Raw genomic sequence first — 13,668 nt, 5'->3', positions numbered from 1 at the left:
ACCGACACGTCCCTGGAGCCGCGGCCGGCCTCCGCTACTTTACGGTCGTGACCGACTACGCCCTGTTCGCCAACGCGACGACCTTCGCGCACGTCCAGAACGGCGAGCTGGCTGCGAAGCCGGACACCGCGATGGCAGACGCATTGCACCGCGTGTCGCCCGGCGAACAGATCGTGCCGCTGTACGAGTCATCCCCAGCCCGAGGCGAGGATGAACTGCACACACTGCACGATCTGGCAGCGTCGATGGGGCAAGCCGACGAGGAGCTACTCGGACAGTACGAAGCGGTCGCGGGCGGCGTCCCGCACGTGCTTCGAGTGGCCGGCAAGGCCAGCGACAGAACCGACAACGGACAAGTCTGGGTTGTCGTACCTGTCGCGGTGGAGCCGCTTACCGCTCCCCTGCCGGCAGCTGACTTCCTGCGGCTGCGCAGCCTGAGCGAGACCGTCGCTTCACAGTTCAAGGGGTCAGCTCCAGCGAGACCCATCCAGGAGGTCTCTCGTGGGCTCGTTGCTAGCCTTCGAGCGGCTGCCGATCCCGGACGCGACGACGAGGCTTTGCTCAGGAGGCTCAGCCTCGTCGAGGCGCAGAACGTCGAAAAGGCTGCTGAACTTCTAACGGCCGCAGGGCGCCCTCCGCGCGATGGCGACATGGCATTCCTCGTTACGCGAGCGACAATGCCGGGGACAGCCACCGCCGACGCGAGCGGGGTACTGGCGCAACCCCAGCAGCCAATCGCCCGCACGCCCGAAGAGATACGCGCACTCCTAATTGAAGCTGAACGCAAGGCGACACCCGCCGACCCGTTCAACGCCGAGCCTGCCATTGGCGCGACCGATGAACTCCTCGGCCTCCTGAATTCCAATCAGGCGGTCCGTGCGGTCGACGACTACGCCGCGTTCTACGAGTTCCGCTCGCTCAGCCGCGCTGTGACTCAAGCCATTGAACTGGCAAAGCGACCGCTTCCCCCGGACGCGGTACTGGGTGCGACCGAGGAAGCACCTGCGGACGCCGACACAGCCGCCGCGCTGCAGGGGCTTTCCGTCGAAGCCGTACTGGCGGAACTCCCAGATGGCTTCTCGATCGAGCGCAGCGTTGTCGCCGCTGCTGTCGCCGCCCTTCGTGCGGGAAAGCATCTGCTATTGGGCGGCCCACCGGGAACCGGGAAGACTACGCTGGGCGAAGCGCTGTGTCGAGCCGTCGTGAGCAATAACTACGACGTGACGACCGCGACAGCCGACTGGACAACGTTCGACACGATCGGGGGTTATCTCCCCGATGCCAATGGATTGCGGTTCGTACCTGGTGTTGTGCTGCGCTCGCTACGCACCAACGGCTGGCTGGTCATTGACGAGGTAAACCGCGCCGACATCGATAAGGCGTTTGGTCCCCTCTTCACAGTGCTTTCGGGCGGCGAGGGATCCGGTGGACGGACTTCCGTATTGCCGTATACCACCAGCGACGGAAAGCCGGTAACGATCGAATGGTCATCGAACCCGACCGTCGCGGACGGCGTCTTCGCCGTCACGCCAGCGTGGCGCATTATTGGCACGCTGAACGTATCCGATAAGGCCAGCCTTTTTCGCCTATCCTTTGCGTTCCTTCGTCGATTCGCCGTGATCGACGTGCCTCTTCCAGCGAAAGCCGACTATCGCGCGCTCTTTTTGCAATGGTTCGCGAAGTTGGGCCGCCCCGACGTTGCTATCTTCGTCGACGTCGCGATGGCGATCGTCGCGGGACCCGTCGCGATCGGTCCGGCGATCGGGCGCGACTTCGCACAGCTCATAGTGGAAGGATTGGCGGAAACCGCGAGCGGAGAACCGACATTTTCTAGTGACGAGGAAGCGATTCTGACTGCCACGCGTCTCCTCGTCGTTCCGCAGTACGAGGGCCAGCCATTGACAGCCAGCGAGAGGCTCTTGGGACTGATCGACGAGCTGCTGCCGAGCGCCGGCGTCGGCGCCAGAGACGTTCTCGAGTCCGCCATCCGCGAAGTCGCGTTGTCATGAGCCAGATCGAGAGCAGCCTGGAGCCTGGACTCCGAGCGGTACTGCTCTCGGAGGTCAGGGACCATCTCCCTGCTTTCCTCAGTGCAGCAAGCACTGAGCGTGGCGGGCCAGTCGCGGCAGCAGCCGAACTGCTTCGCCTAGCGGAGTCCGACCTTCGTCGGGTTCTGGCTGTCCACTTGATGCTGTCGAGGCCGGTTCGAGATCTCGTTGCTGCGCTGCCGACAGGAATCCGCAGACCGCTTACGGCGTCAGCTCGTCCGAGGGTGGCGGGCCGGAGTGTGACCTCCGGCATCGACTGGGCTGCGACAGTCCGACATCGCGCGACCTCGAGCCCGGCGGGTGATATTTGGGTGACCCGTCCGGCAAATCGCATCTTTGACATCCCCGAGAATCGGCTTCTGGCATGGTCACTAAAAGCGGCTGAAGAGCGGAGCGTGATTGCCGCGTCTCGGCTGAGCGAGTCGGCGACGACTTGGAGCTCGGAGATCCGTTCGATGACCGACATCATCCATCGCGCGCGCCGCATGGCCTGGCTCGAGGGCGTCCCGGCCGAGTGGCCGGGCGACGAGGCATATTCGAGGCTTGAGGCGGATCGCATCGGTTTCTATCGACTGCGAGTTGGCGCTGCGGCGCGCCACTTGCGACGCATGCTTGTCGCACCGTCGCCCGAGGATGTGATTGACGCCCTGAGCGAGCGTTACTTCGAGCCGAAGGAGGACTGGAGGCTCTTTGAGATAGCCGTTCTTCTTCGAATCACCGCTGCGCTGGCCGTAGTTGGTCTGCGGCTAAATCCGACTCGCCTATTAGTCGATGGGCAAAGTCGCCCATTTGCGGCATTTAGGATCAGTGCGTCGCGCGATGTGCGCGTGTGGTATCAGTCATGGCCGCCCTCTACGGCACCATCTGAGCTGATGGACGCAATGCTCCACTATGAGCTGGCTGCGGGCGGCAACCGCCCCGACATAGTGGTCGAGTTCGTCGATAGCGGTGTGCCGACGCGCGCGATTCTGCTGGAACTTAAAGCTTCATCCTCAAGTTCTTACCTGAGCGCGGGTCTCGCACAATTGCTCGGCTACCTGCGCGACCGACCGGCGCTCCTGCAAGCGGCGGCCTCGGGATGGCTGGTCGCTCCGCCTGGAAGTTCCTATGTCTCGAAGTCGCCGCAGGGACGCGCATTGTGGGTGACTTCATCAACCGCGGTGGCGGAAGCCGTCCGGGACGAGGCACTCCTGGGCGCTAGCCGACTCAAGTAGCCCCGATTCGCAGCTGTGCTGCGTGGCGGCTTGGTGCTAGGCGCGCGCCGACCGAACCATGGAATCTGATCATGCCCAGTCACCCGACTCCCGGGTCCGCTCGGGAGATCCGCATCCGAGGGCTCTCGGCTGCATTCGCCAAACCTGGGACTCAGGATGCGAGCCAAGCGGAGATTCGTGCAACGCGTTGTACGCCGTGAGGTAGGGTCCACCTGTGAACGGCGGCTCCCGCTACGACATGCACCGCGACCGCGCGCGCAAAGCGATCGCGCGCCAGAAGGAAGCGTCAGAGCGGGAACGCGAGGCCCGCGTTGCTCGGGACATCGAGGTGCTGGCGATGCTGGCCACGCCCGGCGCCTCGCTCAGTAGTGTGGCCGCCGACGTGGGCTTGTCCAAGAGCATGGTGGCCTACATCGAGCGGACGGCCCGCGCGAGCTTTGAGAACGCGGAGCAGGCCCGCGCCTACCTCGCAAAGCACTCCGGGGCGTCGAGCGAAGCGGTCTAGCGAAGGTGCCGGCGCCCGGCGCGCCGCCGACGCGGCTGGGACGCGCCCGCTAACACTGGAGATGACAGTGCGCATCGCCGCCCGAAGCAGTCGTGCGGCCCATTGAGCCCCGCGTGCGATAACGCACGCCCCGCGGGCTCGCGATCTGGACGGTTGTCTGAGTCCGACGGGTCCACAACATCTCGGATGAATCTCGAAGCGGTCGCTGGCAGCGGTCCGACTTCGCGTGTAGCGTGTAGTGCGTTACACGATAGAGACCGACACAGGGGGTAGGTCATGTTTGGTACGGGCGGCATCGCTCAGTGGATCCAGGACAACGTGGTTCCGCTCATCCTGATCATCATCGCCATCGGTGTTCTGTGGGCCGGCAACACCGGCAACATCTCGAAGGCAGTGACTAAGGTCGGCGTCACGCTCGTGGGCATCGCATTCCTCGCGATGGTCATCTCGGGCAAGTCGGACGACGTCGGACGGTGGCTGCTCGGTCTGTTCAACGCGGGCTGACTATGCGCCTGCCCGACGACGACGAGATCTACGACGTCGACCAGACCTATCTCGGTCCACCGGGCTACTACATCGGGCGGCTCCGCTACCGGATGATCGCCGTGACGCCAGTGTTCGCGCTGCTGGGCTTCGCGTTCCTGGTGAAGACCGGCATCGGGTTCTCGCTGCTCTCGGTCGCCCTGACGGTGCTCGTGTCGTTGCGACTGTCGCAGTGGGTGGTCGACAAGACGACGCACGAGCGCCCGATGAGCGTGCTCGCCGCGACTTTCTGGCACGAGCTGACCGCGACCCGCGTGCCCACGAGGGGCCAGCACTCTCGCCGGTCATCGGCATTCCGCAGGCGGATCACCTCGATCGGGGATGCGCATGCACTGCCGCTCGGGCGGCGTCGACGGTGGCGGTCCTATGCGAACCGAAAGGCCGCTGCATACGAGGGGGAATGATGCAGCTCAATCTCAGGTCGCTGCTGGGTCATCGGCCCAACGGGGACGACGACGAAGACGTCGACGTCTCGTACGACCCGGCGGAGGAACTCGTCGACAGCTCGCAACCGCGGTCGACGAGGGCACCCAAGGGCCGGGGCCGGCACCCAGACGCGCCGCGGCTCACGAGCCCGATGCACTGGCTGCTCTCGCGCGTGGCGGATCACGTCACGTTCTCCGACAAGCGCATGGTCGCGTGGTACCTGCTGGATCCGCAGCGGTGGAGCTTTCGCACCGTCGCGGACGGCGAGTCGCTGATCGAGGCGCACGCGTCGCAGATCGCCGAGCTCGTGGGTCGGACGGTGTACGGGCGCATCACGACGCGGCCGTACGCGGTGGAGACCTGGGCGGAGGCGGCGTGGAACAACTCCCCCGCACCGACGGAGGGCTTCGCCAAGATCCTCGAGCGCGACCAAGTCCAGCTCTCGTCGCGGATGCAGAGCGACAAGCTCGTGTACTTCGGCGTCGACCTGGGCTCGCGGTCGTCGGCGGTGAACCTGACCGGGCGCGTGATCGCCGATGTCGCGCGGCGGGAGCTCGAGGCGCTCCAGCATCGGCTGGACGAGATCGACGAGATCATGGCCGGCCCGGGCGTCGACGCCATGCCCGCCGTCGGCAACGACATGGCGTGGCTCCTGGCTCGTTCGTTCGCGCTCGGCTGCCCCGCTCCCCTGCAGGACACCATCGAGGAACGCGAGTGGTCCAAGGAGGACCTGCACGAGTTCACCGGCGCGACGCACTGGAGCGCGGAGCCTCTGGCGCAGTCCGTGCGGATCGACTCGACGATGGGCGACCAGCCGATCACTCGGCACGTGGTCGTCCTGACCGTCGGTCGCATGGGCGAGCTGCACATCCCTGAGCTGGACGAGCCATGGATCGCCAAGACGGACAAGCTGCCGTTCCCCGTCGAGTGGGCGTTCCGTGTCGACGTGCGCTCGCCGGAAGAGACGTCGAAGGAGATGAACAAGCTCTCCGACCGCGTCCTGGCTCAGCGCGATCACTACCTCGATGACCACGGCAAGCAGCCGCCTCGTCAGCTCGCCCGGCAGGCCGAGCGGGCCTCGGCGGTTGAGGACGAGCAGCGCTCAGGCTTCGACGGCCTCGCGACCCGCACGCGGGGCTGGTTCCGGATAGCAGTCGCCGCTCCGAGCCAGGAGGAGGCACTCCAGCGAGCGAAGCTCGTCCAGAAGGTCTACAAGCCGGCGATCAAGATCGAGCGCGAGTTCGATCAGTTCCGTCTGGCGCGCGAGTTCGTGCCGATGGAGCCGCTGGCGAACACGGGCCACACTCGCCATCTGCCGATCCTCAAGCTCGCGGCCGGTGTGCCAGCGGCGACGGCCGAGGTCGGCGACAAGCGCGGAGTGCTGATCGGCTACACAAGCGGATTCGCAGAGCGTCCGGTCACGTGGGACCCCTGGTACGGCCCCGAGGTCGTGGAGGGATCGGGCCTCGTCCCGATCGTCGGCGGGCTCGGCGCGGGCAAGAGCTTCTTCGCAGGCGGGATCGTCTACAAGACGGGAGCGCAGGGCGTGCCGTGGACGGTGATGGACCCGTCCGGCCGACTCGGCGCACTGGCCGAGCTGCCCGAGTTCCGGGGAGTCGCGGCCGCCATCAATCTGCTGCAGTCCGAGCCGGGCGCACTCAACCCGTACGCGCTCGTGCCCGAACCGCAGCTGGCGTGGTTCCGTGACGAGCCCGACCCGCAGCACGCCCTCGCGCTGGCGAAGTCAGCTGCCGAGGCTCAGCGCCGAGACCTGATGACCGACACGCTGCGGTGGTGTCTGCCCGCAGAAGACCAGAATGACCAGGCTGCGCTCTCCGTCCTACGAGACGCGGTCGCCAGGGCTGAGGCACGGCCGCACTCGACCGCCCACGGCGTCCTGATCACCCTGCACAACGACGCCCAGGGCGACCGCGACCTCGTCGCCCGGGTCGGGCGACGGCTGCGTGAGGCGTCGGAACGCGAGCTCTCACGGCTGTTCTTCGCCACGCCGTCCAGCGGAAACCATGGCGCGCCGCTGAGCGACCGGCGCATGACGTTCTTCAGCCTCAAGGGCCTGGCGCAGATCGACGAGAACAAGCCGAAGACCGAATGGTCGTACGACGAGCTCATGAGCCGCCCGGTCATGTCCTTGGCCGCGTGGTCGGCGCTGCGGTCGGTGTACCGAGCGGACTTCAACGAGCGCAAAGGCATGTTCCTCGACGAGGTCCACGAGATCACCGCCGTCTCGACCGGCCGGACGCTCGTGCAGAAGGTCGCCACCGACACCCGCAAGCACGACATAGCGGCGCTCGTCTCGACGCAGAACGCGGCCAACGTGATCGGGCAGAACATCAACAACTTCGTTGGCGCCGCCTTCGTCGGGAAGACGACCGACGACGAGGCGCAGGCCCACAACTGCCGGCTCCTCGGACTGCCGGTCGGCGTCGGATACGAGGCTGAGTTCGCCAAGCTCTCGCGGCGTTCCCGACGGTCCGAGCTCACCGGGACACCGCGGGAGTTCATCTTCCGCGATGGTATGGGCGGCGAGGACGGCAAGGGCGGCGTCGAGAAGATCCGCGTCGACTACAGCAATCACGAACGTCTGACCGCCGCCCTCAACACCACGGCGGACCCGGCGAAGCGGAGAGCGGTGGAGCTCGTCGCGGAGGAGGGCGCGGCATGATCCGCCGCGCCGTGATGACGGCAGCCCTCGCGGTTGGCTTGACCGTCGGTGGCCCCGCGCTTGCTGCCTCGGCGGCGTCCGCGCCGGCAGTTGGTCCGGTGCTGACGAAGGCGTGCGCGCCCGCTCCCGAACCGGCTTCGCCGTTCGACGGCCTGCCCGGCAAGCTCTACGGCAAGCCTGCGACAGCGACGGACGCCGACCCGTTCACGGACCGGAACGTCAAAATCGCCGACGTTTACGGGTACTCCTACCACTGGGTGAACTACGACAACGGCTGCCTTCCTGGCTCTGATGCGCTGCCCAAGGTCCAGACCTCCGTCGCGAACGCCCTCATGAGCGGAAGCGCGTCGGTGTCGGCCTTCACGCATTCCCTGTTCAGCGTCGTGGTGACGCCAGACTTCCTGGCTCCGCTCGACGGCGTGCTCACCGCGGCAACGAGCGCGATCAAGGGTGGGTTGTGGGACCCGTGGGTGACGGCGATGCTAGTGATCGTCGGCTCGGGCGTGCTGATTGCAGCCACGCGCGCCCAGGTTTCCGCGGCGGTAACGACGGCCGGATGGGCGCTCCTGGTCCTGGTGACTGCCACCTTCGTCATGAGCTACCCGGTCTCGTCGGCGCGCGCGGTCGACCAGCTCGTGCAGACCACGATCGCCACGTCGGCCCGAGGCGTCGGCGCGGCTGAGGAGACGCCTGGGCCGCCTGGGACGAACAGAGCGCAAGCGGCGCTCGACGACATGTTCGACACGATCAACCGGGACACGTGCTACAACGAATGGCTCGACGGGACGGTCGGCTCGTCGGACAGCGCGATCGCTCGTACCTACGGGCCGGACCTGTTCCGGGCTTCGCACCTCTCGTGGCGCGAAGCGGAGACCGTCAAGGACGATCCGTCCGCGGGCCAGGCGATCATCCAGGCAAAGAAGGACCTGTGGGTCAAGACTGCGTCGTCGGTGGAGCGCGATGACTCCGGCGCGTACCAGCAGCTCACCGGGAACAACGGACGCTGGGATGCGGCGGCGACGGTGGTCCTGCGCGTCGGGGTCACGATGCCCTTCCTCGCAGTGGCCGCCGTCTTCATCGTCATCGCGTACATCGCCACGAGGGTCTTCGTGCCGCTCGCGCCGGCGTTCGGCGTGCTCGGGCTGCTCTACGTCACGCAGGACTGGGTGATCGGCGTGCTCAAGCAGGTCGGACGCTTCGTCGTCCTCGGGCCGGCCTTCTTCGTCGCCGCGCTCGCGAATCTCTTGCTCGACACGGCGGTGCTCGACTCCCACCTGGCGTTCGGGCTGCAGCTCGTGATTGTCGCGGCGATTCCCATCGTGCTGTTCAAGCTGCTGCGACCCGGCCGAGCGATGCCGGGATCTCGCGCGGCGCGCCGCATGGCGAGGTCAGGCATCGGCACGCTGTTCAACGGATTCGTGACGCACAAGGCGGTCCGCGACGCTGTCGACGACGGCCAGGCCAAGGGCGGCAACCCGGACCTGGGCGGACCCGAGGATCTGCGCCGCAAGCCCAGCACGTATCGAATCGTCAACGCCAAGGGCGCCCCCGTGGCGGTGGGCGACGCCCACGAAATCGCCATGACGGGTGCGCCTCGTCGCGAGCTGCCGACGGCGCCAGCACCCCGCGAGCTGACGGACGCGGCCGCCGCTGCAGGCACAGGGCGGTACCTGGACCGCCAGCGCGAACTGCCCGAAGGTCAGCAGCCCGAGCATGCGTTGCCGCGCCGCTCGCGTCGTGAGCTGGCGATCGTCGGTGGAGGAGATGCGCTCAACGACCAGTCCAGTGCGCGGGAGATAGCTGGCTCTGCTGCCCGCGACGCCGGACCGATGGGAAGTCGGCGCGCAGCAAGCGCCGAGCTGGACGGCGAGCATGGCGGCACTCGCGAGCAACTACGGAGCCACCCGCCGATTGGACCGGAGGAACGCGATGTCGATCTCGCCGCTCCGGTCGACAAGAACGCTCCCCGAGGTGAGGTCCTGGGCCACTCCGTCGAGCTTCCGCCCGGTGTGGTGGAGGCGACCGCGCGATACGACGCCGCAGGCAGGCCGGTCTTCGAGATCTGGCGGCCGCCGACGGGCGCGCATGCAAAGGCCGACGAGCCGGAGGAGTACCTCTGATGTGGGACGCGCTCGCTCCGATCGTCCGGTGGCCGTTGTATTCGGCGCGGCGGTTCGCCGCCGTCGTCATCGTCGCGCTCGCCGCGGTGTTCCTTGTCGGCCAGGCGAACGACCACTCAGGGTCCGGACCGACGACTGCGGTCAGTGCCTCGCCGTCTGAGGCCGTCTCGACCACCGCCGCTCCCTCCCCATCCGACAGCTTGAGCGACAACGTCGTAGATAGAACGGCTGGCACCGACGATCTCGGCGCCGATGAGACTGGCGGCGATCCGTCTGCGGCTGCAGCCGACGCGGCGGCCGCTTTCGTCGCCGCCTGGGCGCGTCCCGACCTTGACGCTCAGGCCTGGTCCGCCGGCGTGCGTCCGCTCGTCACAAGCGAGCTCTGGAGCAGCGGACTGAGCACGACGAACCCGGCGAGTACGCCAGACGTCACCGTGCGTGGTCAGCCGCGGCAGGTCGCGATCAACGCCGAGGAGGGCGTACTGGACGTTCCGACGACGGGTGCGTGGATTCGCGTCCACGTTGTTCCAGCTCCCGCCGGCGGCACGTGGCTGGTCTCCAGCGTCGAGCCGGCTGGGTGATCTGGGAGCAGACCGTTGGAACCGTTCACCGCCTGGCTCGTCCTCTGGGCGAAGACCCAGACTCTTGGATGGCTCGCGCGCCACTGGCCGAAGCTCCTTGTCGGCGCCCTCGTGCTCGGTGGCGCGTGCGTCTTCGTCGGGGTCACGGCGGCGACTGTGGTTTCGAGCGGCGGCCGGGAGGCCGCAGCCGCTGAAACCTGCACCCAACTCGGCTACTCCGTCGACGACGCCGCGTACCAGCCACCGCCTCTCGACCAGGCGCCGACGATTCCCACGGGCGGGGCCGTCCCTGGCTTCGGCCCTACGGACGGCGACAAGATCACCAATGCTCAGGGCATCATCGTGGCCGGCGTTGAAGCCGGCGTGGGGCGGCGCGGCCTCATCGTGGGGATCGCCGCCGCCTTGCAGGAGTCGGGACTCGAGAACCTCGACCATGGCGACCGCGACTCGCTGGGGCTCTTCCAGCAGCGGCCGTCGCAGGGTTGGGGCACCGCTCAGCAGATTCGCGATCCGCGCTTCGCGGCGTTGTCGTTCTTCGGCGGTCGGACCTCGCCCCATTTCGACCCCGCGAGCGGCAAGGCATCCCCGGCCGGTCTGCTGGACGTCGCCGGTTGGGCGCAGCTCCCGATCACCGTCTCCGCCCAGAGCGTCCAGCGGTCAGCCTTCCCTGGCGCGTACGCGAAGCACGAGGCGCGAGCAACGATCATCGTGGACGCGTTGACCGGCGGATCGGGCGCGGCCCGATCGGTGGCATCGCAGGAGCCGAGCACGGCGCTCCAAGTCGGCGGCGAGCCGCAAGGCGTCATGACGGCAGCCGACTACCGCGCAAGCGGCGTGGACATCGATGCGTTCTGCTCGTCCAACTTCGAGCTCGCTTCGGCGTCGGGGGCCGCGGCCGCCTCGCAGGAGCGGATCATCCCTTCTGGTCAATGGACCGCTCCGTTGCAGGCGCGGATCACGTCACCGTTCGGCATGAGGTTCCACCCGATCTTGCACGTCTGGCGCCTGCACGCAGGCACGGACTTCCAAGCCGCCGTCGGAACGCCGATAGCCGCGCCCACGGTCGGCGTGGTGGAAACCGTCTCTTGGGACTCGGGCGCGGGGCTCAACGTCACCCTCGCGCACGCCGGTGGCGTCGAGACCCGCCATCTTCATCTGTCCCAGGTGCTCGTGAAGCCGGGGGACCAAGTGCGGGGCGGCCAGATCATCGCCTTGTCCGGCGACACTGGCGTCAGCACCGGTCCGCATTACCACTTCGAGGTTCACGTCAACGGAGTGCCCGTGGATCCCGAGCCGCTCATGCTCCAGCACGGAGTGAACCTGCGAGCATGGTCATGATGGACGCCGAGTTCTTCGCGTTCGAAGACCTCACGTGGCAGACCGTGCCGCCGCCGGTCCGCCACCCGGTGCCCGCTGCCTACGTACCCGACCTCGAGGTCGGTGACGAGGTGACGATCGGGGTCCCACGGCGGTACTTCATCGACGGTCAGGTGCTTCTTCGCCCGGAGCGTCGGTTGGTTGAGTTCCCCGGGGACGGCGAGCTGCACGAGTCGGTGGCCGTGTGTGCGCCGATCCACTACTGGACGTGGAGGGTCAGTCAGGACCGAAACCCCGTGATGCAGTGGTGGCCGGCGGACTATGCGTGGGTATACCGGGACGCGCTTCCGCCCGAAGGGACGTCCGTCGAATCTGAAGAGGCATCGTCCAATGTCGAGGCCTCGTCGTGGCTTGAGCGTGTGCGCCTGGACGCCGACTCACCTCCGGTGCTGCGTCCGGTCACCGCGCGCGACGCAGGCGCTCTCACCGGACGGGCGCTGAGGTCTCGCAACGCAGCGGGCGAGTGGTTCTGGTTCGTGGGCGCGTCCGAGCCACTGGACGTGGGCGGCGACATCTGCGTACGCGTCGTCCCCCAGCCTCACTGGTGGCTGCATCAAGTGGGGTACTACCCGGAGCTCCAGGGCAAGGTGCGGTCACTCCCACTCCACCGACTCTTCGCGTACGCGTGAAGTGCTCTAGCGTCGCGGGCGCGCGTGTGAAAGGAAGGCCAGGCCAATCCGCGGGGTTATTGCCGTGCCGCCAGAGCGGCTCGCAGGGGTCTGAGGACCCGCCATGCGGGGCCCGTACCGCGCCGTGGCCGGCAGTCGTGTGTCAACTTGGAATGTAGGGCGATGGTGTTCACTCGGCTCATGGTCTCGAGCCTGACGGTCCATTGACGTGCCGCGCGTCACGAAGCACTGTGCCAATTGCGGGAACGCGTTCGCTACGTACAACGACGCGACGTTCTGCTCGCGAGACTGCTGGTACGCATCCAAGCGGGGACACCTCGTCGATCGGACTTGCGCGCACTGCGCCAGCACTTTCAAGGTGTCGCCGAATCGGCTCGCGTCCGGGGCAGGCGTGTTCTGCTCGAAGGAATGTAAGGACGCCGATCGGGCCCGGGCGGTCCGGCCGTGCAGCACCTGCGGGAAGCCGTTCCCGGTGCGGGCCGCGAAGGTTGACGACGACGCGGTGTACTGCTCGAAGCCCTGCGCGGGCGTTGCCCGTCGAGTGGTGCGCTTGGCGCGCGTGTGCCCGACGTGCTCGGTGACATTCGAAGTGACCCAGCAGCGAGCTAATGACGGCCGGGGCATCTACTGCTCGAAGTCATGTGCGTTCCCCGGGCCGGTTCATCGGTCGTGCGAACGGTGCGGTGCGGAGTTCACCGCCACCAAGAGCGAGATCGCGAAGGGCTGGGGTCGGTTCTGCTCGAACGAGTGCCGTCGTCGTCGGGTCGCGAAGAGTTGTGTCGTCTGTGGCAAGAGCTTTGAGGTAGTAGCGAGCGTCGACGCGGACGGGGGTGGCCGCTACTGCTCGGTTGAGTGTCGCGGCCTGGGCGCCCGGAACCGGGAGATACGGCAATGTCCGATTTGCGGGATCGACTTCGTGCGACCCGTCAGCAACCGGGATGTGTGCTGTTCGCGAGAATGCGCGACCGAGGCTCGTCGCACCGACGAGTCCACCGTTCATCGCGTGCGGCAGATGCAGCGTGACCACCTCGCGAGCAGAGGCCCCACTAGGCCTGAACTTGCTCTGTACGTGCTGATGGACGATGTCTTCGGCGAGGGCAACTGGGCTCCTCAGCACCTCATCTTCGACAAATGGACGGTCGACGCGTGCGTGCCGGCAATGCGGCTGGTCGTCCAAGCCGATGGGGACTACTGGCACGGCCGAAATCCCGAGGACCGCGAGAGCCCGCTTGTCGCGAAGAACATGGCGAACGACGCACGGCAGGCCGCCTACCTCGACCGAGCCGGCTGGCGCCTCTTGCGACTCTGGGAGTACGAGCTGCTCCACGACCCGGACCGTTGCCGCGAACGAATCGCTGCCACGGCTTCCGAAGCGCGCGCCGGGCGCTAACCCCGGCGCCAGAGGGAATTCGCCCCTTGTGAACCGCCCCGGGTTCCGTGGAGGCTCTCAATCCCCGGAGGATGAGAGTCATGGCTGCACCGAGGAAGTACCCGGACGAGCTTCGGGAGCGCGCGATCCGGATGGCGGTCGATCTGCGTCGT

11 protein-coding genes are annotated in these 13,668 nt (G+C 67.1%); all 11 read left to right on the top strand.

Annotated features, from left to right (window positions below; translation table 11 throughout):
- Positions 1-47: 47 nt before the first annotated feature.
- The 11 genes from QRT04_RS12770 to QRT04_RS12720 all read left to right on the top strand — a co-directional run bounded on the left by QRT04_RS12770 (position 48) and on the right by QRT04_RS12720 (position 13,516).
- Positions 48-2,009 (top strand): AAA family ATPase, encoded by a 1,962-nt coding sequence (locus QRT04_RS12770; protein WP_289455813.1) that lies wholly within the window; start codon positions 48-50, stop codon positions 2,007-2,009.
- A 494-nt stretch (positions 2,010-2,503) separates the two neighbouring features.
- Positions 2,504-3,262, top strand: a complete 759-nt coding sequence (locus QRT04_RS12765) for a hypothetical protein (RefSeq protein WP_289455812.1) — start codon at positions 2,504-2,506, stop codon at positions 3,260-3,262.
- A 214-nt stretch (positions 3,263-3,476) separates the two neighbouring features.
- On the top strand, positions 3,477-3,767 hold the full coding sequence (locus tag QRT04_RS12760) for a hypothetical protein (protein ID WP_289455810.1): 291 nt from the start codon (positions 3,477-3,479) through the stop codon (positions 3,765-3,767).
- Positions 3,768-4,043: 276 nt separating this feature from the next.
- On the top strand, positions 4,044-4,271 hold the full coding sequence (locus tag QRT04_RS12755) for a hypothetical protein (protein ID WP_289455809.1): 228 nt from the start codon (positions 4,044-4,046) through the stop codon (positions 4,269-4,271).
- Between the two features lie 2 nt (positions 4,272-4,273).
- Positions 4,274-4,714, top strand: coding sequence for a hypothetical protein (locus QRT04_RS12750; protein WP_289455807.1), 441 nt, complete (start codon positions 4,274-4,276; stop codon positions 4,712-4,714).
- A 473-nt stretch (positions 4,715-5,187) separates the two neighbouring features.
- Entirely contained in the window at positions 5,188-7,419 is a 2,232-nt protein-coding gene (locus tag QRT04_RS12745; protein ID WP_289455806.1) for an ATP-binding protein, read from the top strand.
- The gene (locus tag QRT04_RS12740; protein WP_289455805.1) at positions 7,416-9,539 is read left to right on the top strand and encodes a hypothetical protein; all 2,124 of its coding nucleotides are present in this window, start codon (positions 7,416-7,418) and stop codon (positions 9,537-9,539) included. The genes QRT04_RS12745 and QRT04_RS12740 overlap by 4 nt, the downstream gene beginning before the upstream one ends.
- A complete protein-coding gene (locus tag QRT04_RS12735; RefSeq protein WP_289455804.1) occupies positions 9,539-10,120 on the top strand; it encodes a hypothetical protein in 582 nt (193 codons plus the stop codon). The genes QRT04_RS12740 and QRT04_RS12735 overlap by 1 nt, the downstream gene beginning before the upstream one ends.
- A gap of 15 nt (positions 10,121-10,135) precedes the next feature.
- A complete protein-coding gene (locus tag QRT04_RS12730; protein ID WP_289455803.1) occupies positions 10,136-11,458 on the top strand; it encodes a M23 family metallopeptidase in 1,323 nt (440 codons plus the stop codon).
- Positions 11,449-12,126, top strand: coding sequence for a hypothetical protein (locus tag QRT04_RS12725; RefSeq protein ID WP_289455802.1), 678 nt, complete (start codon positions 11,449-11,451; stop codon positions 12,124-12,126). Before QRT04_RS12730 ends, QRT04_RS12725 begins: the two co-directional genes overlap by 10 nt.
- 1,012 nt (positions 12,127-13,138) lie before the next feature.
- Positions 13,139-13,516, top strand: a complete 378-nt coding sequence (locus QRT04_RS12720; protein WP_289456355.1) for a DUF559 domain-containing protein — start codon at positions 13,139-13,141, stop codon at positions 13,514-13,516.
- Positions 13,517-13,668: the final 152 nt, after the last annotated feature.

The organism is Cellulomonas alba, assembly GCF_030362835.1.
Classification (GTDB): domain Bacteria; phylum Actinomycetota; class Actinomycetes; order Actinomycetales; family Cellulomonadaceae; genus Cellulomonas; species Cellulomonas alba.
Note: the sequence above shows the minus strand (reverse complement) of the source record. Positions and strands in the feature narration are given on the sequence as shown.